Origin of the sequence: Novosphingobium aquimarinum, assembly GCF_009746585.1 — a bacterium.
GTDB classification, from domain to species: Bacteria; Pseudomonadota; Alphaproteobacteria; order Sphingomonadales; family Sphingomonadaceae; genus Novosphingobium; species Novosphingobium aquimarinum.
On sequence record NZ_WRPO01000011.1, the window covers coordinates 28,359 to 53,817 of the forward strand.

The window sequence follows — 25,459 nt, forward strand, 5'->3', positions numbered from 1 at the left end:
CTGCAACTGAGCGCAAACGGGGCACGGCTTATGAGTAAGCTAGCACAGACAGCTGAGATGAAAACCCTTTTTTACTAAGCAAAACAAGGGTCTAACTAACTGCCCTCACTATAATCATGCTTAGTACTTATTGCATCGCAGCAATCTTCTTCTGCCGGCGGCGCTGGACCGAACTGCCCAGCCCGATCGCCTCTCGGTACTTGGCCACGGTCCGTCGGGCGAGGTCGTAACCCTTGGCCTTGAGCAGATCGACCAGCGCATCGTCGGATAGGATGTCCTTGGGATCCTCCGCATCGATCAGTTGGCGGATCGCGGATTTGACGGCTTCGGCCGATGCGGCGCCATCCGTCGCGGCAACGCCCGAAGTGAAGAAGTACTTGAGTTCAAAGGTCCCGCGCACGCAATGCAGGTACTTGTTCGAGGTCACGCGGCTGACCGTGGATTCGTGCATACCGATCGCTTCGGCCACCGCGCGCAAGGTCAGCGGACGCAGTGCCGAGACGCCTTGGCGGAAGAAGCCTTCCTGCTGTTTGACCAGTTCGGTCGCGACTTTGAGAATGGTGCGCTGACGCTGGTCGAGCGCCTTGATCAGCCAGTTCGCATCTGCGAGCTTTTCCGAGAGCCAGCCACGCGCGGCCTTGTCGTCGCACGAAGTTTTCAGTTCGACGTAGTAGCCGCGATTGACCACGAGACGCGGCAGCGTCGCCTGGTTGAGCGAAATATTCCAGCCGCCCGAAGCCTGTTCGGTGATCAGCACGTCCGGAGTCACCGGGGCGCCGGGCTCGCCACCGAAGCGCAGACCCGGCTTGGGATCGTAAGCGCGCAGTTCGGCCATCATCTCGGCGAAGTCCTCGTCGTCGACCTGGCACAAGCGCTTGAGCCGCGCGACTTCGCCGCGCGCGAGCAGATCGAGATTCTCGAGCAGGCGCGCCATGCACGGGTCGTGACGGTCGACCTCGATCGCCTGCAGCGCGAGGCATTCGCCCAGATTGCGCGCGCCCACTCCGGTCGGTTCGAGCGATTGCACCAGCCGCAGCGCCGTGTCCGCCTCGGCGGCCTCGATCCCGAGATCGCCGGCGATCTCCTCGATCGTCGCGCGCAGATACCCCGCTTCGTCGAGCAGGCCGATGATGTAGCGGGCGATCCCCGCGATTCGCGGATTCGGCGCCAGCGGCCCGACCTGCCCTTCGAGATGATCGGCGAGCGAGGTCGCGCCACCCGCGCGTTCGGTAATGTCGAGGCCCTCGCTGCCGGGGCCGGCGGCGCGGATCTCGCCACTCCAGTCGCCCCGCTCCCCATCGCCGCGTTCGCCGTCGCCGGTGTCACGGTCGACATCGACGGCCGTGCGGTCGATGTCGAGCGGGCGGTCGTCCTCGCCGCGGCCTTCGCCGATGAGTTGGTCGATGGGCGAGCTTTCCAGCGTGGTGCGGCGCGAATCGGGGTCGGCATCGTCAGGCGTTGCCGCCGCCTCGCCGCCACCGACATCGAGCAGGGGATTGGCCTCCAGCGCTTCGCCGATGAAGGTTTCGATCTCGAGATTGGATAGCGCCAGCAGCTTGATCGCCTGCTGCAGCTGCGGCGTCATCACCAGCGACTGCGTTTGCCTCAGGTCGAGACGGGGCCCCAGCGCCATGGTCTAGTCTGCCGTCGCGAGGTAACTCACAAGGTGAAGCCCTCACCAAGATAGAGCCGACGCACGTTCTCGTCAGCGACCAGCGCGGCGGGGCTGCCCGCGAACAGCACTTGGCCCCCGTAGATGATGCAGGCGCGATCGACGATGTCGAGCGTCTCACGCACGTTGTGATCGGTGATGAGCACGCCGATGCCGCGCGTCTTGAGGTCGCGCACCAGATCGCGGATATCGGAGATCGAGAGCGGATCGATGCCCGCGAAGGGCTCGTCGAGCAGCATGATCGAAGGCTTTGCCGCCAGCGCGCGCGCAATTTCGCAGCGCCGCCGCTCGCCGCCCGAAAGCGCCATCGCCGGGCTGGAGCGCAGGCGCGTGAGGCCGAATTCATCGAGGAGCTTTTCCAGCTCCTGCTCGCGCACCGCCTTTTCGGGCTCCATCAGTTCGAGCACGGCACCGATGTTCTGCTCCACGGTCAGGCCGCGAAAGATCGAGGTTTCCTGCGGCAAATAACCAAGGCCGAGAATGGCGCGGCGGTACATCGGTAACCGCGTCACATCGATGCCGTCCATCAGAATACGGCCCGAATCGGGGCGGACCAGCCCCATGATCGAATAGAAGCAGGTCGTCTTGCCCGCGCCGTTGGGGCCAAGCAGTCCGAGAACTTCGCCCTTCGCCACCGACAGCGAAATGTCGGTCAACACCGCGCGCTTGTCGTAGCTCTTGGCGATCGAGACGACCTCGAGGCCGCCGCGCTCGGCCAGCGCGTTGCTGTTCACGGCTTCGGCCTGATCGACTGGCGCCGTGGGATCGGGAAGGATGGTGTCGTTCATGTTGCAGCCGATTCTAGGCAGCCCGCCCCCTCATCGCAAGCGCGGGCTTCACCGAAAGGCGTCAGATGGCAAGCTTCGTGCATGGGGCGGTGAATTAGAGCGATGTCCTCGTGGCTTGCGCCTGCAATTGCAAAAATGGTAACAGCTGTTGAACAAACAACAATTTAATGCTCTGATAGAGTCGTCCGCTTCAAGGGAGACCTGCGCGATGGATAAGGCCAGCCATACTGTCATGAGCGCCACTGCGGCCCCGACCCGCCCGACCGTATCGCGAACGAACGCCACATCGCGAACCAACGATTGGCGCCGACGGATGAGCGATCATATCGCCTATGCGCTGCTGGTCTATACTTCGCTGCAGATTTTCGTGACCATCGGCGCGCTCAAGTCCGGGAGCGGTTCGCTGCTGCCTTATCTTGCGCTCGTCATCCTGGTCGTCGCGATCATTCCCGCCTGCCGCCGATTCGAGCGCCGCTGGAACCGCCTGGACGACAGTCAGGCGAGCGATCCGATGCTGGAACCCTATTACAAGCGTGACCGGATGGCGCTCTGGCTGCTCGCGATCGGCTTGCCCTTCGCACTGACCGGCCTGTTCAAGGGCCTCACTTACGCCTTCGCCTGATCGGCTTGCTCGACCGTAGCTGCGGCACGGCTTTCGCACCCCTCGACCACGCGGCCCCGATTGCGGCGGGGCGCCAAGCTCCCTAGGTACGCGCGGGACGCATTTCCTCGCGCCGATCTGAAGGCCCGTTCGTGGCCGGGAGACATCATGCTCGATAAAGACGCCGCCGTCGCGCGCGCAGCCGATCTCGTGGACCGCGCCCGTCGCGCGGGCGCCGACGCCGCCGACGCGGTGTTCCTCGCCAACGCTTCGCAATCGATTCAAGTCCGCCTCGGCCAGCTCGAAGAAGCCGAACGCTCCGAAAGCGAGCACATCGCGCTGCGCGTCTTTTGCGGCAAACGCAACGCCAGCATCGGCTCTTCGGACCTGAGTTCCGCCGCGCTCGACGAGCTGGCCGCACGCGCGGTGGCCATGGCCCGAGCCGCGCCCGAAGACGCTTATGCCGGGCTCGCCCCCGCCGAAATGCTGGCAAAGGGCCCCTTTCCCGATCTCGACCTGGCAGATGACGGCGAACCCGAACCGGCGCAGCTGCGCGAGGATGCGGCCGAAGCCGAAGCCGTAGCGCGCGCGGTGCCGGGCGTCACCAATTCCGAAGGCGCGGGCGCCGGGGCGACGCGATCGGTGTTCGCGCTCGCGACCAGTCACGGCTTTGCCGACGGCTACGTTTCGTCCAGCCATTCGCTGAGCGCGGTCGTGCTTGGCGGCGAGGGCAATGCCAAGCAGCGCGATTATGCCTGGCGCCAGACGCGGTTTCGCGATGACCTCCCCTCGCCCGCCGAGATCGGCGAACTCGCCGGCACGCGTGCGGTCGCCAAAGTGGCGCCGGAACGGCTGCGCAGCGGGCCGATGCCGGTCGTGCTCAGCCCGCGCGTCGGGGGCTCGATCATCGGCCATTTGCTCGGCGCGATTTCGGGCAACGCCATCGCGCGCCGTTCCAGCTTCCTGCTCGAAAAGCGCGACGAACAGATCTTCGCGCCCGGATTTACGATCCTCGACAACCCGCACATGGTCCGCGGGCTGCGCTCGCGCCCGTTCGACGGCGAAGGACTGCCCACGGGCGAACGCGCGATCGTCGAGGACGGCCGGCTGACCGGCTGGCTGATGGAAAGCGCCGCAGCGCGCCAGCTCGGCCTCGCGCCGACCGGCCACGCCGCACGCGGCGGCGGCGGCGCGCCCGGTGTTTCGGCGGGCAACGTCCATGTCGCGGCGGGCGAGCTGAGCCCCCAAGCGCTGATGGCGGACATCGCCGACGGGGTCTACGTGACCCAGCTGTTCGGCCAGGGGGTCAACGCCGTGACCGGCGACTACAGCCGCGGCGCTTCGGGATTCCGCATCGTCAATGGCGAGCTTGCCGGCCCTGTCGCCGAGTTCACCGTGGCCAGCAACCTGCTGACCATGTTCGCCAACTTGCGCGCCGCGAACGACCTCGAATGGTTCCGCGCGGTCAACGTGCCGACCATGCGCATCGACGGGATGACTGTCGCGGGCGGTTGAGGAAGACCCGAGTAGGAACACCAAGACTCCGATACCCGCTCGGGAGTCTTTGTAAGTGGCAACCTGCATCCGCAGGTTGCCTGCGGCACCAGCCCACGCCCCCACCCGACCTCCCACGAGTGTATCCTGATGGGAGGTCGGGTGGGGGCGTGGGCTGGTGCCGCTAGCTCGTCACGGATGTGACGAGCGCACCCAGCAAAAAAATCTGGTGCCGCCGGCAAACCGCCAATGCGGTCTGCCGATCAGAACTACCCCTTCTTCGCGGCCTTTTCGCGCTCGATCGCCTCGATCACGATCTGGCGCGCTTCGGCGGCGCCGCCCCAGGTGCCGACGCGGACCCACTTTTCCTTCTCGAGGTCTTTGTAGTGCGTGAAGAAGTGTTCGATCTGGCTGAATACGATCTCGGGCAGATCGTCCTTTTCAGCGACGTTGGTGTAGTACGGAAAGGTCGAATCGACCGGCACGCAGACCAGCTTCTCGTCGCCGCCATGCTCGTCCTCGAGGTTGAGCACCGCGATCGGGCGGGCGCGTACGACGCAGCCGGCGATGAAGGGCGAGCGGGCCACGACCAGCGCATCGAGCGGATCGCCGTCGGGCGAAAGCGTGTGCGGCACGAAACCGTAATTGGCGGGATAGCGCATCGGCGTGTGCAGGATGCGATCGACGAACAGCGCGCCCGATTCCTTGTCGAACTCGTACTTGACCGGCTCGCCGCCGATGGGAACCTCGATAACGACGTTCAGACTTTCAGGCGGATTGTCGCCAACCGGGATCATATCGATACGCATCGCTATCCTCTTCGTACTGGGCCGCAGCCCTTGTCCGGACGCGGCAACGCGGCCCTAGCGCCGGGCATGTTGCGCTGCAACAGGCTTATGCTGCAGTTTACGGCCGTCGCGGTGACAACAGCTTGTCGAGCCCCGCCTCGCCGGCCTGCTTGCCGCCGATCTTTTCCAGCCACGGCCAGCGCAGCCCGCCGTGATAGTCGACCGGTATCGTCAGGACCGAGTTGCCGCGCTGGACGATGAGCTCGATCGCCGTCTTTCGCCCTGCCGCCCCCGCAATCGCCCGCTTCATCGCCTCCGCGCTGTACGTCTGCGTATTAACGGCGAGGATCTTGGCGCCCGAGACGATTCCCGCCGCGAATGCCGGGCTGTCCCAGCGCACCGAACTGACGGTGCCGTCCGACGACAGGCTGAGCCCGAGCGAATGCCACAGCGACAAGCTGTTGCGCTGTGCCATGGTGGCCTTGTCGTAGGGATTGGGCTCGTCGCGGAAGACGACGCGATAGCCCGCCTTCTCGATCCCCGCATAAGGCGCGGGCCGGCCACTGGCATCGATCCGCGCAGTGAGGAATCCGGCCCAGTCATAAGGATAGATTTCACCCAGCGTGCGCACCACGTCGTCGCGGGTGTAGCGCAGCGTCGGGCGCGTGCCTTCGCGATAGGAGAAGAACGCGCGCGCGAAATCGTCGAGCCCGCGCTTGCCGCCCGTGCCTTCGCGAATGATCTGGTCCGCTTCGAGCCAGACCAGCGCGCCTTCCCAGTAATAGTCCTCGCCCCGTGCGAGCGAGGCATAGGGCTTGGGCTTGCGTGCCGCGAACACCGGATCGTAGGTCGTATCCTCGACCGAGCGCCAGGCCCGCCCCGGGCTGTCGGCCAGCGCGGCGGCGCGCTGGGCGATCGCGCCGAGCACGATATCCTTGGACTGCGTGCCCGAGCGCGCCGCGAGCACCAGCCCCCAAAGCTGGGTCTGCCCTTCGTAGACCCACAATAGGCTGTCTTCCATCGGCGTGCGGTAATCGGGCGTCCACAGCGTCGCCGGGCGGCGGTACTTGCCGTTCCAGCTATGCACGAACTCGTGGCCGAGCACGTTGCGGTCCCAATCGAAATCGGACCATTTGACGAAGTTGTTGGGTTCGAGCTGGTTCTCGCTGGAACGCAAATGCTCGAGCCCGATCCCGCCGATCCGGTCGGACAGCGCGACGAGGAATTCGTAGCGCTCGAACGCGGGCTTGCCGAAGACCAGCAGCGTTTCGTCGACCAGCGCCTTGAGCTTCGCCTGGTCCGAGGCGGCGAGCGAGAGCAGTTCGGGCGAATCCGCCACTGCACTCAGCATCACCGAATGTCCCAGATCCCAGCTGCGCAAATGCGCGCCGGCGAAGATCGGCGAATCGACCAGCCGTTCGTAATCGGTTTCGGCCCAGGCATAGCGATCGCCGCTCCTGGCTTCGCCTTCGAGCGCCACTGCCGGTGTCCAGCCCTTGGGCAGCGTGACGCTGGGCCGGACGCGGATCTTCGAAACCGCGTGGCCGGCGGGATAGAGGCTCATTTTCTCCCACTGCAGATTGAGCATCTCGGGCGTCATCGTGATCCGCCCCTCGTCGGACTGCAACGGCGAGGTATGGATGAAATTCGCGACCACTTCGCGCGCGCCTTCGGGAAGGTCGAGGTGAAAGGCGTAGACTTCGAACGGATCGCGCCGCCAGGTCACCGGCTTGCCGTTCACCATGAAGCGCAAGTCGACCAGTTCGGCCAGCGGCCCGCGCGGACCGTGCTTTCCGGGCAGCCATTGCGGGAACAGCAGCGTCAGCCGCTGGGTGCCCGGCGCGACCGGAATCGTCTCGGTCACGCGATAGAGCCCGCGCCGCACGTCGCTCGCATCGATATCGAGCGCGATCGTGCCGCCGGGCCAGGCGGTGTCCGCAGGCTGCGGAATTTCGGGGCTGGGAGCGGCGGCGCCAGGGGCAGCGAATGCGGCGGCGGGCAAGGCGAGCGCGACCAGGACGGCGCCGGCAGTGGCTTTAAGGCTGTTCATGCACGACATTCTTGGCCGCTCGATCGAATAAGGGCAACTGCACAGGCGGGCCGGGGACAAGTCTTTTCCCCGCGCAGCATTGCCGCTAAGCGCGTGCCCCATGATCAACCCGCCGATAAAGATACCGTCATGAAGACACCCGGCGCCATTCGCGGCACCCAGGACATATTCGGCGCCGAGGCGGAAGCCTTCGCCTTCGTGGTCGAGACCTTCGAACGCGTGCGCAAGCTCTATCGCTTTCGCCGCGCCGAAATGCCTGTGTTCGAGAAGACCGAAGTGTTCTCGCGTTCGATCGGCGAAACCACCGACGTCGTTTCCAAGGAAATGTACAGCTTCGAGGATCGCGGCGGGGACTCGCTGACGCTGCGGCCCGAATTCACCGCCGGGATCGCGCGCGCCTACCTCACCAACGGCTGGCAGCAGCACGCGCCCTTGAAGCTCGCCACCCACGGCCCGCTGTTCCGCTACGAGCGGCCGCAAAAGGGCCGCTATCGCCAGTTTCACCAGATCGATGCCGAGATCATCGGCGCCGCCGAACCGATGGCCGATGTCGAACTGCTGGTGATGGCGGACCAGCTGCTCAAGGAACTGGGCATCGCCGAAGGGGTGACCTTGCAGCTCAACACACTGGGCGACACCGCCAGCCGCGATGCCTGGCGCGATGCGCTGGTCTCGTACTTTCGCGATCACCGCGAGGCGCTGTCCGAAGATTCGCAGGACCGGCTTGAACGCAATCCATTGCGCATCCTCGACTCCAAGGACTCGCGCGACCAGGCCTTCGTGGCGGATGCGCCGAAGATCGACGATTTCCTGTCCACCGAAGCCCAAGATTTCTTTGGCAAGGTGACACAAGGGCTCGAGGCGGCCTCGGTGGACTACGTCCGCGCCCCGTCCCTTGTGCGCGGACTGGACTACTACCGACATACGGCTTTCGAGTTTGTGACAAATCGTCTCGGCGCGCAGGGCACCGTACTCGGCGGCGGCCGCTACGACGGACTGATGGAATCGCTCGGCGGACCAGCGACACCGGCGGTGGGCTGGGCCGCGGGGATCGAGCGGCTGGCGATGCTGGTGGGGGAGCGGGGCGAGCCCGTGACCGATGTCGTCGTCGTGGCCGAAAGCGACAATGCGGTTTTGGCCGCCGTGGAGGTTGTCGCGCGCTTCCGCGAGCAAGGCTACTCGGCCGATATGATCGCGACGGGCTCGCCGAAAAAGCGCTTCGACAAGGCGGTGAAGTCGGGCGCCAGTGCGATTGTCAGCTTACGCACGGACGCGACGGGGGTCACGTCGAACTGGCGCGGAACCAACGACCGGGCGGCGGAAGTCGAGCAGGCATGGACCGCCATCAAGCCATCCGTCCTCGCATGACAGACCCGCGCCCAACCCTCGTCACCCCGGACTTGATCCGGGGTCCAACTCTCCATTCGCGGAATTTATGCTTGGGGCACGATGGATGCTGAAACAAGTTCAGCATGACGAATTTTTCGAGGGTCGATCCGCCCCGCAAACCCGTCACCCTGAACTTGTTTCAGGGTCCAACTTTCGGCGGTCCCGGAGCAAGTCGGTCAAAGCCGAGACCCAATGCGAGGTCACCCCAGCGCGGATTAAGCTCCTCTATCAGGTTGATCTTCCATTGCCGGCGCCAGTTCTTGATCTGCTTTTCGCGCAGGATCGCAGTTTCCATCGTGTCGTGGCGCTCGTACCAGACCAGCAACTTTACCCCGTAGCGATCGGTAAAGCCGGGCAAGACGCCCTCGCGATGCTGCCAAAGGCGGCCCTCAAGGTTGGAAGTAACGCCAACATACAGCGTGCCTCTCGGCTGGCTCGCCAGGATGTAGACGCAAGGTGCGCGCGTTGGGCCCATTCGATGGAGCGTGCGGCACGATGGATGCTGAAACAAGTTCAGCATGACGAATTTTTCGAGGGTCAAACCGCCCCGCAGACCCGTCACCCTGAACTTGTTTCAGGGTCCATTCTTCGGCCCGTGCGTATGCTAACAGGGCTCCGAGTGGCCCCTTGCCAGACACGAGCGGCACGGTCGGCGCTTCGAGCCCCACGCTCAGCGCTGTCGGCACGATGGACCCTGAAACGAGTTCAGGGTGACGGGACTGGCTTTGTCGCGGTGACCGCATGAGTATTTCCGCCGAACGGCTGGGGCAGATCGCGCATCGGTTCGCGGAGCTCGAAGCGCGGCTGGCGTCGGGGACGCTCGAGGGCGAGGCGTTCGTTGCTGCGAGCCGCGATTATGCCGAGCTCGAGCCGGTCGCGCAGGCCGCCGCGCACGTCGCCTCGCTGCGCGGCGAAATCGAGAGCCTGGCCGCGCTGCAGGATACGGATCCCGAAATGCGCGCGCTCGCCGAAGAGGAATTGCGCAGCCTCAAGGACGAATTGCCCGAAGCCGAGCGCAAGCTCGCGCTCGCCATGCTGCCGCGCGACAGTGCCGACCAGCGCCCGGCGATGCTCGAAATCCGCGCGGGCACCGGCGGCGACGAAGCAGCGCTGTTCGCCGCCGATCTCTATCGCATGTACGAGCGCTTCGCTGCCGAGCAGGGCTGGCGGATCGAACCGATCAGCGTCAACGCCAACGACATCGGCGGCTACAAGGAAGTGGTCGCCAACATCGCCGGGCAAGGCGTGTTCGCGAAGCTGAAGTTCGAAAGCGGCGTCCATCGCGTGCAGCGCGTCCCCGTGACCGAAAGCGGCGGGCGCATCCACACCTCGGCGGCGACCGTCGCAGTGCTGCCCGAGCCCACCGAAGTCGACGTGCAGATCGAGGACAAGGACCTCAAGATCGACATCTACCGCGCCAGCGGTGCGGGCGGCCAGCACGTCAACACTACCGATTCCGCCGTGCGCATCACGCACTTGCCCAGCGATATCGTCGTCACCTGCCAGGACGAGCGCAGCCAGCACAAGAACAAGGCCAAGGCGATGCAAGTGCTGCGCGCGCGGCTCTACGAGAAAATGCGCGACGAAGCACACGGCGCCGAGGCCGAGGCGCGCAAGGCGATGGTCGGTTCGGGCGACCGGTCCGAACGCATCCGCACGTACAATTTTCCGCAAGGGCGCGTGACCGACCACCGCATCAACCTGACCCTGCACCGCTTGCCCGAAGTGCTCGAAGGACCGGGCCTCGGCGAACTGGTCGATGCGCTGATCGCCGAGGACGAGGCCAAGCGGCTCGCGGCGATGGACGCCTGACGACATGGCAGACACGGTCGCGGCCGCGATCCGCGCTGCCACGCTGGCGATCGGCGAAAGCGATCCGATCGCCCGGCTCGATGCCGAACTGCTGATGGCGGGTGCGCTGGGCGTGTCACGCTCGGACTTGCTGCTACGGCATATGCGCGATGCGCCTCCGCCAAGCTTCTCGAACTTGCTGCAACGCCGCCTCGCAGACGAGCCGGTCGCTTACATCCTGGGTTCGGCCGAATTCTACGGGCTCAAGCTGGACGTGACGCCCGACGTGCTGATCCCTCGCGGTGATACCGAAGTGCTCATCGATCGCGCGCGCGACGCGTTCGCTGACAAGGCGCCGCAGCGCGTGCTCGATTGCGGCACGGGCTCGGGCGCACTGCTGCTGGCCGCGCTGGCACAATGGCCCGAAGCGCAGGGAACCGGGATCGATCGCAGCGCCGCAGCCCTGGAAGTGGCTGCGCGCAACGCACAGTCGCTCGATATCGCCAAGCGCACGACCTGGCATGTCGCCGACTGGGATGCGCCGGGCTGGGACGATGCGCTCGATGCTCCGTTCGACCTGATCCTGGCCAATCCGCCCTATGTCGAGGACGACGCGCCGCTGGCTGCTCTCGTGCGCGATCACGAGCCTGCCGGCGCGCTTTTTGCCGGGCCCGAGGGGCTTGATGCCTACCGCGCGCTGATCCCGCAGCTGCCCGCTTTGCTCGCGCCCGACGGGCGCGGCTTCCTCGAGATCGGTTCGCGCCAGGCCGACGCGGTCAGCGCGATTTGCGCGGCTGGCGGCTTTGCCACCCAAGTGCATCGCGACCTTGCGATGCGACATCGTGTTGTCGAAATCTGGGTGAATTGCTAAAATTATACTTGGCATCTGCGTGCTTCATGCCTAAGTCTTGCTGCAGAACCTTCGTATGGACGAATTTTTCCCATGCAGGTGGTTCTATTCCAGCATTTGCGGGAAGGTGCGGCGGGAGAGCTGCTCCGGGCAGATGATGAGATGGCGCGGCTCTCGCAGGCGATCCGCGGTTTAAGCGACACGCCCGGACCTTGAATGGCCGGACGCCAAGGGGCTTTTTTGAGGACATCATCCTTGAACAATAATCGTGGTAATAACCGGCGGCGCGGCCGCGGGAATAATCGGCAGCAGAATAACCAGCAGCTGAACCGGATCGACAGTCGGGCGCGTGGAAACGCGCCGCAACTGCTCGAAAAGTACAAGAAGCTGGCGCACGACGCGCATCTCAATGGCGACCGGGTTCAGGAGGAATACTACCTCCAGTTCGCGGATCACTATTTCCGCGTGATGGCCGATCAACGCGTTCGCCAGGAAGAATCGCGCCAGAACCAGAATTCCAATCAGGGCCAGAACCGCCGCGACGATCGTCAGAACGATTATAACAACGACGACGATGGCGACGACAACGACGGTTACGACGATCGCGGCAACTCCTCGCATCATACGCAGGGTCGCGATCAGCAGAGCGACAACCGCTCCAACGGCCGTTCCGACAATCGGTCCGATAACCGGTCGGACAGCCGCTCCGGCAATCGTGCCGACAGCGATGACAATGAAAACGGCGGCGATGACGGCGTGAGCGATCGCTCGGCCTACGAGCCGCCCGAAAATCCGTTTGTGCGTGGCGATCGCGCGCCGCGCAACGCCGCCCCCAAGGCACCGCGCAAGCCGCGCCGTCGCAAGGACGCCGAAGAAGGCGAGACGCGCGACAAGGCGTCCGCCGACGCCACCGACGGCGACGAGAAGAAATCTCGCAAGCGCATCGATGCCGCCGCCCTGCCACCGGCCATCGCCAAGGACAGCGACAGCGGCGAGGAAGCCCCCGCCAAGCCCAAGCGCCGCACGCGCAAGGCCAAGCCCGCGGGCGATGCCGACGAGACTCTCGAAGCCGTGAACTGATCCGCCCGCGGTCCAACCCGCGCGCGATCCTTCCGGGACCCGGCGGCTTGGGCCGGACCGCGCGATGGCGGCTTGCCAGCCTCTGTCGCGCGCTCCAAAAGCCGCGTCCATGAACGCACTACGTCAGGCGCCGGCTGCGGCCCTTCGCCATCCGCGCAGCGGCGCCATCATTGCGGGCGCGCTGGCCGCCTGCGGCTTCCAGCCCCTCGCGCTGTGGCCGCTCACCCTTGTTGCACTTGCCTGGCTGGTCGAGATCACGGCGCGCGCCCAGAGCGCCCGCCGCGCGTTCGTGCTGGGCTGGCTGTTCGGCATGGGCCACTTCACCGTCGGCAACAACTGGATCGCCACGGCCTTCACCTATCAGGCCGAAATGCCGCAATGGCTCGGCGGGATCGCGGTGGTACTGCTGTCGGTCTATCTCGCGGTGTTCCCTGCGCTGGCCACGCTCGGCGCTTGGCTGTTCGCCCGCTGGCTGGGGCGGCGCGCCACCGCAGAAACGGGCGTCCTGCCTGGCTTCGCGCTCGCGTTTCCCGCCTTCTGGCTGCTCAGCGAATGGATCCGCTCCTGGCTGTTCACCGGCTTTGCCTGGAACCCCATCGCCGTGGCGATGCTGGGCGGATATGAGGCGCAGGGGCTGGCTCTGCTGGCACCCTGGATCGGGACTTACGCGCTTTCGGGCTTGGTCGTCGCGATCGCCTGCCTGCTGCGCGCACTCGTCCACGCCGCGATGGCGGGAACGGGACAGCGCCGCGCAGTGCCGGCCGCCGCCATCCTCGCCATCGCCATCGGCCTAGGCCTGCTCATCCATCTGCCGGCGGGCTATCTCACGCCGCAGCAAGGAGCGATCCGCTACACCCTGATCCAGCCCGATCTGCGCCAGGAAACGCTCGACGATCCGCGCAACTTCGAAACGCACTTCCTCAAGATGGCGCGCCTCACGATCCAGAAGGGGCGGGCCGGCAACGTCTCCGACCGCCGCCTGGTGCTCTGGCCCGAGTCCGGGCTCGCCGACTACTTGCGCGATGGCTACCCGCCGTTCCTCTACCGCCTGATGACGTACGAAGCCGATCCCAAGCTGGCGCGCGAGCGGATCGGCCGCGTGATCGGGCCCTACAGCGTGCTGCTCACCGGCGCGGTCGACGTCGTCATCGAAGATGGAGACGAGCTTGCTGCGCGCAATTCGGTGACCATGCTCGACGGCAACGGCGATATCCTCGCCGGCTATTCCAAGGCGCACCTCGTGCCCTACGGCGAATATCTGCCGATGCGCTATCTGCTCGAACCGATCGGACTGACGCGACTGGTCGCGGGTCAGCTCGATTTCTGGCCCGGCCCCGGCCCCCGCAGCTACGATCTGGGTGCACTCGGCAAAGCGGGCATCCAGATCTGCTACGAGATCGTGTTCTCGGCCGAAGTCGTCGATCGCGGCAACCGGCCGGATTATATCTTCAACCCCTCGAACGACGGCTGGTTCGGGTCCTGGGGCCCGCCGCAGCACCTCGCGCAGGCGCGGCTGCGCGCGATCGAGGAAGGCCTGCCGGTGCTGCGTTCGACCACCACCGGGATCAGCGCGGTGATCGATGCCGATGGGCTGGTGCGCAAGTTCCTGCCGCGTCACACCACCGGGCGACTCGACGGACGGATTCCGCCGCCGCACGCCGCCACGCTGTTCGCGCGCACGGGCAACGCCCTGCCCCTCATCCTCGCCGCGATCTGGCTGGTAGCAAGTGCTGTTGCCTTGCGCCGCCGGACGCGATAGACGCGTCTCCGAATACACATAAAGAATTCTTTATATCACGGAGCGAGCATGCGCAGCGAATATGTCTTCACGTCCGAAAGCGTCTCCGAGGGCCACCCCGACAAGGTCTCCGACCAGATCTCCGACGCGATCGTCGACCTCTTCCTGTCGAAGGACCCCGAAGCGCGCGTCGCCTGCGAGACACTGACCACGACCGACCGTGTCGTGCTGGCCGGCGAAGTGCGCGGCAAGGGCATGATCGATACCGACGGCAACTGGGAACCGGGCGCCTTCGAGGAAATCCAGAAGGTCGTGCGCAACGTCGTCAAGACGATCGGCTACGAGCAGAAGGGTTTTCACTGGCAAAACCTGCAGTTCGAGAACCATCTGCACCCGCAAAGCGCCGACATTGCGCAAGGCGTCGATTCGGCGGGAAACAAGGATGAAGGCGCGGGCGACCAGGGTATCATGTTCGGCTATGCCAGCGACGAGACGATCGACCTGATGCCGGCGACGCTCGATTACAGCCACAAGATCCTGCACAAGATGGCCGCCGACCGCCATTCGGGAGCGGCGCCCTTCCTTGAGCCCGATGCCAAGAGCCAGGTCACGCTGAAGTATCGTGATGGCAAGCCCGTCGCCGCGACCGCGATCGTCGTTTCGACCCAGCACGCTAAGGACTATTGCGAGCCCTGGGAGAAGGACGGCAAGTCGGGCGGTGACGCCGCCAAGTACGCCGAGCTGCGCGATTACGTGAAAAGCGCGATCGCCTCGGTGATCCCGGCCGAGCTGCTGACCGACGAGACCGTCTACCACATCAACCCGACCGGCAAGTTCGAGATCGGCGGTCCCGATGGCGACGCCGGGCTCACCGGCCGCAAGATCATCGTCGACACGTATGGCGGCGCAGCTCCGCATGGCGGCGGCGCGTTCTCGGGCAAGGATCCGACGAAGGTCGACCGTTCGGCGGCTTACGTGACGCGCTACATCGCCAAGAACGTGGTCGCCGCAGGGCTTGCCAAGATGTGCACGATCCAGGTGTCCTACGCGATCGGCGTGTCCGAACCGCTGTCGCTCTATATCGACACCAGCGGCACCGGCACGGTTTCCGACGAGCAGATCGAGAAGGCCGTCTGGGACGTGGCCAAGGCCAAGCTCGGCGGCCTCACCCCGCGCGGCATCCGCATGGGCCTCGGCCTCAACAAGCCGATCTACCAGAAGAGCGCCGCCTACGGTCACTTCGGGCGTCTTGCGGAAGGGGATTTCTTCCCCTGGGAGCGCACCGATCTGATCGACGACTTGAAGGCCGCTGTCGGCTGAAGGCCGGTTCTTAGCTGAATACGAGAAAGGGGCGTCGGTCGGACCGGCGCCCCTTTTGTTTGCGGGGTATTCGCTGATCCTGCGCTCAGTCCGATTCTTCGGGCGTGACGCCTGCCCTTCGACAGGCTCAGGGCGAGCGGGTGTGGGCGACCGGCAGGTCTGCTCGACCCAGCCCGAACAGCCACCAAGCCCCGCTCATCCTGACCTTATCGAAGGACGGGCGGGGCCCTTCAGCCCGGAGCGAAAAACCACCAACCTCCGCTCGTCCTGAGCTTGTCGAAGGACAGGCGCGACCACCGAGCGGCGAGAACCTACTTCGCCAGTTCAGCCTCGATCGCAGATAGCAGCGCCGGATCGTCGGGCGCAGTGGTCGGCGCGAAGCGGGCGGCGACCGAACCATCCTTGGCAATCAGGAACTTCTCGAAGTTCCACAGCACTTCGGGATCTTCGTTGGGCGTCATGCCGAAACCGCGCAGCTTCTCGCGGAATCCTTCGGCATCGCCCTGCTTGGTTGGCGCTTCGCTTGTCAGTTCGGCATAGAGCGGCTGCTTATCGGCGCCGGAGACCGGGGCCTTTTCGTAGAGCGGGAAGCTGACGCCGTAGTTGAGCTGGCAGAATTCCACGATCTCGTCAGCCGTGCCCGGCTCCTGCGCCCCGAAATCGTTGGCGGGAAAGCCGAGGATTTCGAATCCCTTGTCGCTATATTCCTTGTAGAGCTTCTCCAGCCCCTCGTACTGCGGCGTCAGCCCGCACTTGCTGGCGACGTTGACCACGAGCAAGACTTTGCCCTGATGGTGGGCGAGGCTGTCGGAAGCCCCGTCGATACGAGTCAGCGGAATGGAGGCGAGTTCGGTCACAGAGGGTTCTCCAATTTGCGATTCACTTGCCACAGGTATGGGGTGCGCCGCGCGCCCCGGCAAGCGCGACTATCGCCCGGCGTCGACTTCGCGCGCCGCGCCCCTGGCTCGGAACCTCACCACCCGTCGCGCGCTAGCGTCTTCGAACGCGAACAGGCAGCGAAAGGACGAAGGCGATGAGCGGGTACCTCAAGGATGGCATTTGGCGGACCGGTGATGAGGGTTTCGCCGATGAAGACGGCTCGTTCAAACGCACGACCAGCGAATTCCGCGACTGGATTACGCCGGATGGCTCGCCTGGTCCCGATGGACAAACCGCGGTGAAGGCCGAGCCCGACCGGTTCCATCTTTATGTATCCTACGCCTGCCCCTGGGCGCATCGCACCCTGATCACGCGACGCCTCAAGGGGATCGAGGATTTCCTCCCCGTCTCGGTCACGCACTGGCTGATGCGCGATCGCGGTTGGACGTTCGATGAAGGCCCCGGAGTGATCCCGGATCCGAACGAGAATGCAGGTACGATCCACGAACTCTATTCGATCGCGAAGAGCGATGTCTCGGGCAAGGCGACGGTCCCTGTCCTGTGGGACAAGCACGAGCGCCGCATCGTCAACAACGAGAGCGCCGATATCATCCGCATTTTCAACACGGCATTCGCGGACCTCGGCGCGAACGACATCGACCTCTATCCGCAGGACTGCCGCGCCGAAATCGACGCGGTGAACGAGCGGGTCTACGATAACGTGAACAACGGCGTCTACAAAAGCGGCTTCGCGACGACGCAGGAAGCCTACGAAGAGGCGGTCGAACCGCTATTCGAAACGCTGCACTGGCTCGAGGCGCGACTGGAGGGGCACGATTACCTCGTTGGAGATCGACTGACTGAAGCGGACGTGCGGCTGCTGACCACGCTGCTGCGCTTCGATGCGGTCTATTACAGTCATTTCAAATGCAATCGTAAGCGCATCGCCGATCTGCCCAACCTGTATCGCTACATGCTCGCCCTGGCGGGGCGCGAGGAGATTGCCGAAACGATCCATATGGATCACGCCAAGCGGCACTATTACCAGAGCCACACGAGCATCAATCCCACCCAGATCGTCCCCGTCGGACCTGAACTGCAGTTTGGCTGAGCCTTCGGGCACCGCGTCATTGGAGGCGGAACCTCCTTCCAGCGATACAACTCCTGGCGGGATGCGATCCGAAAAAAGCGGACCTATCCGGCCGACAGCACCGGCGAGACGAATTCGGGGTCGTGATCCAGCGGCAGTTCGCGCCCCTCGCGCATGGCGGCGAGGATCGCGCCGAAATCGGTTTGCGCGCGCCAGCCGAGCAGGCGTTCGGCCTTGCCGGGATCGTAGACCCGCTCGATCGTCGCCGGCAGCCGCCAGCCGCGTGCCGCGTAAAGCTTGGCCGCATCGGGGAAATGCCGGGCGATCACGGCGGGCGCATCGCGCGCGAGCTCTTTGGCCTCCGCGGGCGCGAACGGAGGCGGGGCGGAACCGATCAGGACTTCGCAGCCTTCGATCCGATCCAGTGCGGCGAGATGCAGCCGCGCGCAGTCCGCCACCGACAAGCGCCGGTTGAGGAATTCGTTGGCCTTGAGATTCTCGCCCGGCGGATCGACGTGCGTGTCGTCGTCTTCGGGGAAGAAGCGACCCGTGCGCAGGATCGCGACGGCCATGCCGGTCTCGGCCGAGACGATGCGGCACACGTTTTCCGCCGCCAGCTTGGTGACGCCGTAGATGTTGCGCGGCGCAAGCGGGCCGAAGTCCTCGGTCATCCACCAGGCACCGCGCTCGCCCGCCCCGGCGCGCACGTCGGCGCGGATCATCAGCGAGGTGGTCGAAGTGAAGACGAAGCGCCGATGCCCCGCCTCGGCCGCCGCTTCGAGCAGATTGAGCGTGCCGGTGACGTTGGTATCGATGAACGCCTGGCGCGGGTTGCGGGCGATGTCGGGCTTGTGCAGCGCGCCGCCGTGGACCACCGCCTCGATGCCGAAGTGCGCGACGGTCTGGAACACCAGGTCCCGGTCCGCCACCGATCCGGTAACCCGCGTGTGCGGCCCCGGCGCGACATCGAGGCCAGTCACCTCGTGACCGGCCTCGGCGAGCAGCGGCGCGAGGTGCCGTCCCAGCCAGCCCGAAGACCCGGTGAGCAGCACTCTCATCGCAATCTACCTAGCTGACGTAATGCGCGGTCGTCTTCGCCGCGACATCCTCGGCCGTGACGCCGGGCGCCAGTTCGACCAGCTTGAACGGGCTTTCGTGATCGGGGCGCTGGAAGACGCACAAGTCGGTCACGATCATGTCGACCACGTTTTTGCCCGTCAGCGGCAGTGTGCATTCGGGAATGAACTTGGGATCGCCGTTCTTGGAAGTGTGCTCCATCACGACGATGATCTTCTTGACCCCGGCGACGAGGTCCATCGCGCCGCCCATGCCCTTGATCATCTTGCCGGGGATCATCCAGTTGGCGATGTCGCCATTCTCGGCGATCTCCATCGCGCCGAGCACGGCCACGTCGATGTGGCCGCCGCGAATCATCGCGAAGCTCTGCGCGCTATCGAAGTAGGCCGAATGCGGCAGTTCGCTGATCGTCTGCTTGCCCGCGTTGATGAGGTCGGGGTCGACATCCTCGGGGTAGGGAAACGGGCCGATGCCGAGCATGCCGTTCTCGCTTTGCAGCGTGACGGTGATGTCGGTCGGCACGAAGTTCGCGACCAGCGTCGGAATGCCAATGCCAAGGTTCACGTAAAAGCCGTCTTCCAGCTCCTGCGCCGCGCGGGCGGCCATTTGATTGCGATCCCAGGGCATTATACCGTCTCCCTCTCGCGAGTGGTCGTGAATTCGATCTTCTTGTCGTAGGGCGCACCCACGATGATGCGCTGGACGTAGACGCCAGGCAGATGAATGGTGTCGGGATCGAGCGATCCGGTGGGCACGATCTCTTCCACTTCGATCACGCAGACCTTGCCGCACGTGGCGACGGGCACATTGAAGTTGCGCGCGGTCTTGCGGAACACGACGTTGCCGGTCTCGTCCGCCTTCCACGCCTTCACCAGCGCGAGATCGGCGAAGATGCCCTTTTCGAGCACGTATTCCTCGGAGCCGTTGCGGCCCTCCATCACCTTGGTTTCCTTGCCCTCGGCGATCTGGGTGCCGACGCCGGTCTTGGTGTAGAAGCCGGGAATGCCCGCGCCGCCCGCGCGCATGCGCTCGGCCAGAGTGCCTTGCGGACAGAACTCGACTTCGAGCTCGCCGGCGAGGAACTGGCGTTCGAATTCCTTGTTCTCGCCCACGTAGCTGGCGATCATCTTCTTCACTTGCTTGGTGCGCAGCAGCTTACCGATGCCTTCGTTGTCGATACCGGCGTTGTTCGAAGCGAACGTCAGGTCCTTCACGCCACTGTCGCGCACCGCATCGAGCAGTCGCTCGGGAATGCCGCACAGGCCGAACCCGCCGGCCGCGATCAGCAGGCCGTCGCGCAACAGGCCGTCGAGCGCCGCGGCGGCATCGGGGTAAAGCTTGTTCATCGTTCGGCGGCTCCTCTGCGTGACATTGACCTGCTGCGATGCAGCGCCGCCCCCGGCGATAGCCAAGCCGCACCGCGCGGTCCAGTTACAGAATGTTTGATCCTGGTCATGGAAATCGCCGTTCGACCGGTTAGACTCCGAGCTGAAAAGGAGAGCTGTCATGAAATCCATTCTCGTCAGCGCCGATGGTCCCGCCGGCTTCAATGCCCGGCTCGAAACCGCGCTGAGTCTCGCCAGGTCGATCGGTGGCCATGTCACCGCGCTGGTCAATATGCCGATTGCAGCCCACGTCGTGATGGATCCGATGGGCGGAACCTATTTCGCGAGCGAAGCGCTCGATCGCATCCGCGACGATCGCGATCAGCGCGCCGAAGCGGTCAAGGCCCGCCTCGCACGCGAAGACGTGGCGTTCGATGTGCTCAGCGTGGAAGGCGATCCGGTCGAATCGCTCGCCAGCGCAGCGCGATTCGCCGATGTGGTCGTGGTTTCGCGCGGCGAAGGGCTAGCCGGCGATCTGGCGCTGACCGCCACCATTCCGGTGATTCGCGTCGCCGACGATGCGCCGCTCGCCTTTCCCATCGAAAAGGCCTGCATCGCCTGGAACGGCAGCGAGGAAGCCGCTTTCGCGCTGCGCAGCGCGGTGCCCCTGCTGAGCCGCTGCGGTACCGTCGATCTCATCACCGTGATCGACCAGATGGGTGGTTTCCCGGCAGCCGATGCGCTGCGCTATCTCTCGCGCCACGATATCCATGCGCAGTTGCAGGAAATCGAACGGCGCGGGTCGACCGAGGAGACGCTGGCCGTCGCGGTGGGACTGAGCGGCGCTTCGCTGCTGGTGATGGGCGCCTTCGGCAAGAGCCGCATGCGCGAATTCCTGTTCGGCGGCGTGACCGCGCACTTTCTGGACGGAACCGGACCGTTGGCGCTGTTCCTGGCGCACTGACCGCCAAGGTCGGCGAAGCACGTCAAGGCCGGCGACGCTCGCCAAGGTCGCCGAAAGCCCGGCAAGATTTGGCACTCCCCTTATTGGTGCAGTGCAGCGCAATCGCTCCTGCCCGGTGTCATTGCGACGGCCCCGCGACCGTCAGATTGCGAACCCCCGCTCCAGCCAAAATTTTTTCGACGCAAAATCAACACGATGCTTCGAAACATGAATCAGTTGTCAATTTTACACCCCTCTATGAGCATTTCGCACTTGCACAAAAACCGAGTCGAAGTCATAAAGACCCTGCCTTTCAGGCATCCTCTCCCAAACTTCCAGGGCCCGGTCGGAAACGATCGGGCCACTTTTTTTGCCCATTGCATGGTCGGCACACCAAGCGGGTGAAACCGCCTTTACGGTGCTGCCTGCACGCTCCCGTTTGAAAACCCCTCGACGAGTTCCTAGCTGTTGGGCTGTCAAGGTAGGTCCGTCTGGACCGGCTAACGGGAAGGACGCGCATGGCCGAGGCTGCCACCGACGAAGACGTACGTACCATCAAATTGCAGGTTGCCGCCGCGAGGCAGGAAGAAAGCGGTCGCGGGATCGCCCGCCTGTCGCGCGCATCCTTGTCCGCGATCGGCGCGCTCGAGGGCGACACGCTCGAAATCAACGGCAAGCAGATGACGGTGGCGCGCGCGATGCTCGCCTATCCCGAGGACGAGGATCTGCAAGTGATCCGCCTCGACGGCCTGCAGCGCGGCAACGCCGAAGTCGGCTCGGGCGAGCACGTGCGCGTGCGAAAGGCCGAATCGCGGCCTGCGCAACGCGTGGTCTTCGCTCCGGCGCATCGCGAAATGCGGCTGCAGGGCCCGACCGTGGCGCTAAAGCGCAACTTCGCGGGCCGGCCGATGGTTCAGGGCGACCTCGTCGCCACGACTGGCCAGCAGCAAGTCGCGGACATTCCGCCGCAGCTGCGCCGCATGTTCAACGCGCCCGCCTATGCCCTCACGCAGATCCGCCTCAACGTCGTCTCGACCGTGCCCAAAGGCATCGTCCATATCGACGAGAACACCGAGGTCGAACTGCGCGAAATGTTCGAGGAAGCGCAAGGCCCGCGCGGCGACATCAACTACGACGATGTCGGCGGCATGGGCGAGACGATTACCGCGCTGCGCGAGATGGTCGAGCTGCCGCTGCGCTATCCCGAGCTGTTCACGCGCCTGGGTGTCGATCCGCCGAAGGGCGTGTTGCTGCATGGCCCGCCAGGCACCGGCAAGACTCGCCTCGCGCAGGCGGTCGCCAACGAGAGCGACGCGAACTTCCTGCTCATCAACGGCCCCGAGATCATGGGTTCGGGCTATGGCGAGAGCGAGAAGGCGCTGCGCGAAGTGTTCGAGGAGGCGGCCAAGTCCAGTCCCGCGATCATCTTCATCGACGAGATCGATTCGATCGCGCCCAAGCGCGACCAGGTCCACGGCGAAGCCGAGAAACGCCTCGTCGCGCAGTTGCTGACGCTGATGGACGGCCTCAACAGCCGCGCCAACGTGGTCGTGATCGCCGCCACCAATCGCCCCGAAGCGATCGATTCGGCCTTGCGCCGTCCGGGTCGCTTCGATCGCGAGATCATCGTCGGCGTGCCGGACGAAAGCGGTCGTCGCGAGATCCTGACGATCCACACGCGCGGCATGCCGCTCGGCGCCGATGTCGACCTCAAGGAGCTGTCCCGCACCACGCACGGCTTCGTCGGGGCCGACATCGCCGCGCTCGCGCGTGAGGCGGCGATCGAATCGGTGCGCCGGATCATGCCGCAAATCGATTTCGAGGAGCGCACGATCCCGGCCGAAGTGCTCGAAAGCCTTTCGGTCGAGCGCAACGATTTCGTCGAGGCGCTCAAGCGCGTCCAGCCGAGCGCGATGCGCGAAGTCATGGTGCAAGTGCCGGACATCGGCTGGGAAGACATCGGCGGGCTCGACGATGCGCAGATGAAGCTGAAGGAAGGCATCGAACTTCCGCTCAAGAACCCGGAAAGCTTCCACAAGCTGGGCATTCGCCCGGCCAAGGGCTTCCTGCTCTATGGGCCTCCGGGCACGGGCAAGACGCTGCTGGCCAAGGCCGTCGCCAAGGAGGCAGATGCCAACTTCATCTCGATCAAGTCCTCGGACCTGCTGTCGAAATGGTACGGCGAGAGCGAACAGCAGATCGCCAAGCTGTTCGCCCGCGCCCGGCAAGTCGCGCCTTGCGTGATCTTCATCGACGAGATCGACAGCCTGGTGCCCGCGCGCGGATCGGGCGGTTCGATGGGCGAGCCGCAAGTGACCGCACGCGTGGTCAATACGCTGCTCACCGAGATGGACGGCATGGAGGATCTGCAATCGGTCGTGCTGGTGGGCGCCACCAACCGCCCGGCGCTGCTCGATCCGGCGCTGCTGCGGCCGGGTCGCTTCGACGAGCTGGTCTACGTCGGCACTCCCGACCAGGCGGGCCGCGAACACATTCTCGGCATCCACACCGCCAAGATGCCGCTGGGCGAGGACGTCTCGCTGGCCGACATCGCCGCGCGGACCGAGCGCTTCACCGGCGCCGATCTGGAAGACGTGGTGCGCCGCGCCGGCCTGATCGCGATCCGCAAGCACGGCGCCGAAGTCAGCACCGTATCGCGAGCGGAATTCGAGGAAGCGCTGGAAGACAGCCGCGCGACCGTGACGGCCGAGATGGAAGAAGAATACAACAAGATGAAGGGCGAACTGAAGAAGCGCGCCATGGCGGTGGAGCCGATCGGCTTCATCACGCCCGGCATGCTGGAGCCGATTCGCGAGAAGAAGCACGGCGACTGATCGCTGCAGGACTGCGCGGGATCATCCATCCCGCGCAGTCCTTGCCGTTGCAGAAAACGCGCGGTAGTATCTTTCTGGCTTTAAACGGAGACGCCGGTCCGATGAACATCTGAGCACATAGCAGCCCTTCCTCACGCTATTTGCCGGTGTTGACCCATGACATTGCTGACACTCGACCGCGTTTCGTGCGCGACGCCCGATGGCACTCGCCTGTTTTCCGATCTGACTTTCGCGCTGGGCCGCGAGATTCTGGGCCTTGTCGGTCGTAACGGTTCGGGCAAGTCGACCCTGCTGCGCGCGATTGCGGGTGAATATCCGCTGGCCGCAGGCACAATCACGACACAAGCGCGCGTTGCCAGCTTGCGCCAGCTGCCCCGTGCCGCCGACGCGACCGTGGGCGATGCGCTCGAATGCGCGGATGCGCTGGCGGTGATTGCGCGGATCGAAGCGGGCGAGGCGCGCGCCGACGATCTCGACCGCGCCGACTGGTCCCTGCCCGCCCGGCTCGAGGCCGCGTTTGCCGCGGCCGGTTTCGCCGAGGTCGCGCCGGACCGGCCTTTGGCTACGCTGAGCGGGGGCGAGCGCACCCGACTGATGCTCGCCGGCATGCTGCTGGGCGAACCCGACGTGCTGCTGCTCGACGAACCGACCAACAATCTCGATGCCGAAGGGCGCGCGGCGGTGGCGCAATTGCTCGCAAGCTGGCCCGGTGGCGCGATCGTCGCCAGCCATGACCGCGCGCTTCTCGCCGACGTCGATGCGATCATCGAGCTCACCCAAACGGGCGTCCACCGCATCGGCGGCGGCTGGGCGCTGTTTGCCGAGCGTCGGGACGCTGAGCGCGAAGCGGCCCAACGCGACGTCGAAAAGGGCCGGCAGGGCCTGGCGCAAGCTCGGCGCGAAAGCCAGCAGGCGCGCGAGAAGCAGGCGCGGCGCGATGCGCGAGGTCGGCAGGCCGGGACGCGCGGTGGCGAACCGAAGATCCTGTTCGGCGCGCGCAAACGTCAGGCCGAGGCCACTGCCGGGCGCGTGCGCGGGCAAGGCGATGCGGTGGTGAGCGAGGCACAGGCGGAGCTTGCCGCGGTCCGCGAACGGATCGAAGTGCTCGATCCGGTCCGGCTCGACCTGCCGTCCTGCGGTCTCGCGATGAACCACGTGCTGATCGAAGCGCGCGGCATCGTCTGCCGGCGCGACGCGCGGCAATTGTTCGGCCCGCTCGATATCGTGGTGCGCGGGCCGCAGCGAATCGCCCTCACGGGTCGCAACGGCGCAGGCAAGACCAGTCTCGTGCGCATCCTGCTGGGACTCGAGCCCCCCGCGCATGGGGAAGTCCGGTGCGATCGCGATCGTTCGGCTCTGCTCGACCAGAATCTGACACTGCTGGATGGGACCGCGACCGTGCTCGATGCGATCCGCCGGCTCGCACCCGGTCTCGACGCGCACGCGGCGCATGCGGCGCTCGCGGCCGCGGGGTTTCGCAACACCTGGGCGGAGCGCGATCCGGCAAGCCTCTCCGGCGGGGAGCGCATGCGCCTCGCACTCGCCGGGCTGTTCGCAAGGCCGCAGCCGCCGCAGTTATTGGTGCTCGACGAGCCCAGCAATCACCTCGATCTGGCTTCGTTAGAACTGCTCGAGATGGCGCTGGCGGATTACGACGGCGCGATCCTGTGCGTGAGCCACGACCCCGCCTTTCGCGCGAGGCTGCGCCTGACCGAAACCATCGCGCTCTAGTGTCTTGCCGGGGCGAAGC

21 protein-coding genes are annotated in these 25,459 nt (G+C 65.3%); 12 read left to right on the top strand and 9 right to left on the bottom strand.

Features of this window, described 5'->3' with window-relative positions; translation table 11 throughout:
- Positions 1 to 127: 127 nt before the first annotated feature.
- Positions 128 to 1,633, bottom strand: a complete 1,506-nt coding sequence (gene rpoN / locus GQO94_RS12150; protein WP_156841813.1) for an RNA polymerase factor sigma-54 — start codon at positions 1,631 to 1,633, stop codon at positions 128 to 130.
- A 26-nt stretch (positions 1,634 to 1,659) separates the two neighbouring features.
- Complete coding sequence (gene lptB, locus GQO94_RS12155) at positions 1,660 to 2,460, bottom strand: LPS export ABC transporter ATP-binding protein (RefSeq protein ID WP_156841815.1); 801 nt, start codon at positions 2,458 to 2,460, stop codon at positions 1,660 to 1,662.
- Between the two features lie 313 nt (positions 2,461 to 2,773).
- On the opposite strand from lptB, the gene GQO94_RS12160 reads away from it, so the two are divergent.
- Together GQO94_RS12160 and GQO94_RS12165 are read left to right on the top strand one after the other, a co-directional pair.
- On the top strand, positions 2,774 to 3,082 hold the full coding sequence (locus GQO94_RS12160) for a hypothetical protein (protein WP_156841817.1): 309 nt from the start codon (positions 2,774 to 2,776) through the stop codon (positions 3,080 to 3,082).
- 147 nt (positions 3,083 to 3,229) lie between these two features.
- A complete protein-coding gene (locus GQO94_RS12165) occupies positions 3,230 to 4,576 on the top strand; it encodes a TldD/PmbA family protein (protein WP_156841818.1) in 1,347 nt (448 codons plus the stop codon).
- Between the two features lie 248 nt (positions 4,577 to 4,824).
- Here GQO94_RS12165 and ppa read toward each other — a convergent pair whose 3' ends face one another.
- Complete coding sequence (ppa, locus tag GQO94_RS12170) at positions 4,825 to 5,364, bottom strand: inorganic diphosphatase (protein ID WP_156841819.1); 540 nt, start codon at positions 5,362 to 5,364, stop codon at positions 4,825 to 4,827.
- A gap of 97 nt (positions 5,365 to 5,461) precedes the next feature.
- Positions 5,462 to 7,393, bottom strand: coding sequence for a M61 family metallopeptidase (locus GQO94_RS12175; protein ID WP_156841820.1), 1,932 nt, complete (start codon positions 7,391 to 7,393; stop codon positions 5,462 to 5,464).
- A 129-nt stretch (positions 7,394 to 7,522) separates the two neighbouring features.
- Here GQO94_RS12175 and hisS point away from each other — a divergent pair, with 129 nt between their 5' ends.
- A complete protein-coding gene (hisS, locus tag GQO94_RS12180; RefSeq protein WP_156841822.1) occupies positions 7,523 to 8,761 on the top strand; it encodes a histidine--tRNA ligase in 1,239 nt (412 codons plus the stop codon).
- 160 nt (positions 8,762 to 8,921) lie between these two features.
- Here the strand turns inward: hisS and GQO94_RS12185 are convergent, their stop codons facing one another.
- On the bottom strand, positions 8,922 to 9,257 hold the full coding sequence (locus tag GQO94_RS12185; protein WP_156841823.1) for a GIY-YIG nuclease family protein: 336 nt from the start codon (positions 9,255 to 9,257) through the stop codon (positions 8,922 to 8,924).
- 266 nt (positions 9,258 to 9,523) lie between these two features.
- Between GQO94_RS12185 and prfA the strand changes: the two genes are divergently transcribed.
- From prfA to metK, 5 genes are all read left to right on the top strand, one after another.
- Positions 9,524 to 10,594, top strand: a complete 1,071-nt coding sequence (gene prfA / locus GQO94_RS12190) for a peptide chain release factor 1 (RefSeq protein ID WP_156841825.1) — start codon at positions 9,524 to 9,526, stop codon at positions 10,592 to 10,594.
- A gap of 4 nt (positions 10,595 to 10,598) precedes the next feature.
- On the top strand, positions 10,599 to 11,444 hold the full coding sequence (gene prmC / locus GQO94_RS12195) for a peptide chain release factor N(5)-glutamine methyltransferase (protein WP_156841827.1): 846 nt from the start codon (positions 10,599 to 10,601) through the stop codon (positions 11,442 to 11,444).
- 234 nt (positions 11,445 to 11,678) lie between these two features.
- On the top strand, positions 11,679 to 12,503 hold the full coding sequence (locus GQO94_RS12200) for a DUF4167 domain-containing protein (protein ID WP_232332910.1): 825 nt from the start codon (positions 11,679 to 11,681) through the stop codon (positions 12,501 to 12,503).
- A gap of 109 nt (positions 12,504 to 12,612) precedes the next feature.
- A complete protein-coding gene (gene lnt, locus GQO94_RS12205) occupies positions 12,613 to 14,262 on the top strand; it encodes an apolipoprotein N-acyltransferase (protein WP_156841831.1) in 1,650 nt (549 codons plus the stop codon).
- A 48-nt stretch (positions 14,263 to 14,310) separates the two neighbouring features.
- Positions 14,311 to 15,561, top strand: a complete 1,251-nt coding sequence (gene metK, locus GQO94_RS12210; protein WP_156841832.1) for a methionine adenosyltransferase — start codon at positions 14,311 to 14,313, stop codon at positions 15,559 to 15,561.
- Between the two features lie 311 nt (positions 15,562 to 15,872).
- On the opposite strand, the gene GQO94_RS12215 is transcribed toward metK, so the two are convergent.
- A complete protein-coding gene (locus tag GQO94_RS12215; protein ID WP_156841833.1) occupies positions 15,873 to 16,418 on the bottom strand; it encodes a glutathione peroxidase in 546 nt (181 codons plus the stop codon).
- Between the two features lie 176 nt (positions 16,419 to 16,594).
- Between GQO94_RS12215 and GQO94_RS12220 the strand changes: the two genes are divergently transcribed.
- Positions 16,595 to 17,551: a glutathione S-transferase family protein gene (locus tag GQO94_RS12220; RefSeq protein ID WP_156841835.1), complete on the top strand. Its 957-nt coding sequence runs from the start codon at positions 16,595 to 16,597 to the stop codon at positions 17,549 to 17,551.
- An 83-nt stretch (positions 17,552 to 17,634) separates the two neighbouring features.
- On the opposite strand, the gene GQO94_RS12225 is transcribed toward GQO94_RS12220, so the two are convergent.
- The 3 genes from GQO94_RS12225 to GQO94_RS12235 are packed head-to-tail and all read right to left on the bottom strand — an operon-like array spanning position 17,635 to position 19,953.
- Positions 17,635 to 18,588, bottom strand: coding sequence for an NAD-dependent epimerase/dehydratase family protein (locus tag GQO94_RS12225; protein WP_156841837.1), 954 nt, complete (start codon positions 18,586 to 18,588; stop codon positions 17,635 to 17,637).
- Between the two features lie 10 nt (positions 18,589 to 18,598).
- Positions 18,599 to 19,234, bottom strand: coding sequence for a CoA transferase subunit B (locus GQO94_RS12230; RefSeq protein ID WP_156841839.1), 636 nt, complete (start codon positions 19,232 to 19,234; stop codon positions 18,599 to 18,601).
- Entirely contained in the window at positions 19,234 to 19,953 is a 720-nt protein-coding gene (locus GQO94_RS12235; protein ID WP_156841841.1) for a CoA transferase subunit A, read from the bottom strand. The genes GQO94_RS12230 and GQO94_RS12235 overlap by 1 nt, the downstream gene beginning before the upstream one ends.
- Positions 19,954 to 20,113: 160 nt before the next feature.
- Between GQO94_RS12235 and GQO94_RS12240 the strand changes: the two genes are divergently transcribed.
- From GQO94_RS12240 to GQO94_RS12250, 3 genes are all read left to right on the top strand, one after another.
- Entirely contained in the window at positions 20,114 to 20,896 is a 783-nt protein-coding gene (locus GQO94_RS12240; protein WP_156841843.1) for a universal stress protein, read from the top strand.
- Between the two features lie 497 nt (positions 20,897 to 21,393).
- Positions 21,394 to 23,709: a CDC48 family AAA ATPase gene (locus GQO94_RS12245; RefSeq protein ID WP_156841845.1), complete on the top strand. Its 2,316-nt coding sequence runs from the start codon at positions 21,394 to 21,396 to the stop codon at positions 23,707 to 23,709.
- A gap of 156 nt (positions 23,710 to 23,865) precedes the next feature.
- Positions 23,866 to 25,440, top strand: coding sequence for an ABC-F family ATP-binding cassette domain-containing protein (locus tag GQO94_RS12250; protein ID WP_156841847.1), 1,575 nt, complete (start codon positions 23,866 to 23,868; stop codon positions 25,438 to 25,440).
- Positions 25,441 to 25,459 lie beyond the last annotated feature (19 nt).

Coding starts and splice junctions, on each gene's coding strand:
- GQO94_RS12245 (WP_156841845.1), top strand. CDS start 21,394: ATGGCCGAGGCTGCCACCGACGAAGACGTACGTACCATCAAATTGCAG.
- GQO94_RS12175 (WP_156841820.1), bottom strand. CDS start 7,393: ATGAACAGCCTTAAAGCCACTGCCGGCGCCGTCCTGGTCGCGCTCGCC.
- lnt (WP_156841831.1), top strand. CDS start 12,613: ATGAACGCACTACGTCAGGCGCCGGCTGCGGCCCTTCGCCATCCGCGC.
- GQO94_RS12165 (WP_156841818.1), top strand. CDS start 3,230: ATGCTCGATAAAGACGCCGCCGTCGCGCGCGCAGCCGATCTCGTGGAC.
- GQO94_RS12160 (WP_156841817.1), top strand. CDS start 2,774: ATGAGCGATCATATCGCCTATGCGCTGCTGGTCTATACTTCGCTGCAG.
- GQO94_RS12240 (WP_156841843.1), top strand. CDS start 20,114: ATGAAATCCATTCTCGTCAGCGCCGATGGTCCCGCCGGCTTCAATGCC.
- lptB (WP_156841815.1), bottom strand. CDS start 2,460: ATGAACGACACCATCCTTCCCGATCCCACGGCGCCAGTCGATCAGGCC.
- hisS (WP_156841822.1), top strand. CDS start 7,523: ATGAAGACACCCGGCGCCATTCGCGGCACCCAGGACATATTCGGCGCC.
- GQO94_RS12185 (WP_156841823.1), bottom strand. CDS start 9,257: ATGGGCCCAACGCGCGCACCTTGCGTCTACATCCTGGCGAGCCAGCCG.
- GQO94_RS12250 (WP_156841847.1), top strand. CDS start 23,866: ATGACATTGCTGACACTCGACCGCGTTTCGTGCGCGACGCCCGATGGC.
- ppa (WP_156841819.1), bottom strand. CDS start 5,364: ATGCGTATCGATATGATCCCGGTTGGCGACAATCCGCCTGAAAGTCTG.
- prmC (WP_156841827.1), top strand. CDS start 10,599: ATGGCAGACACGGTCGCGGCCGCGATCCGCGCTGCCACGCTGGCGATC.
- metK (WP_156841832.1), top strand. CDS start 14,311: ATGCGCAGCGAATATGTCTTCACGTCCGAAAGCGTCTCCGAGGGCCAC.
- GQO94_RS12235 (WP_156841841.1), bottom strand. CDS start 19,953: ATGAACAAGCTTTACCCCGATGCCGCCGCGGCGCTCGACGGCCTGTTG.
- GQO94_RS12220 (WP_156841835.1), top strand. CDS start 16,595: ATGAGCGGGTACCTCAAGGATGGCATTTGGCGGACCGGTGATGAGGGT.
- rpoN (WP_156841813.1), bottom strand. CDS start 1,633: ATGGCGCTGGGGCCCCGTCTCGACCTGAGGCAAACGCAGTCGCTGGTG.
- prfA (WP_156841825.1), top strand. CDS start 9,524: ATGAGTATTTCCGCCGAACGGCTGGGGCAGATCGCGCATCGGTTCGCG.
- GQO94_RS12225 (WP_156841837.1), bottom strand. CDS start 18,588: ATGAGAGTGCTGCTCACCGGGTCTTCGGGCTGGCTGGGACGGCACCTC.
- GQO94_RS12230 (WP_156841839.1), bottom strand. CDS start 19,234: ATGCCCTGGGATCGCAATCAAATGGCCGCCCGCGCGGCGCAGGAGCTG.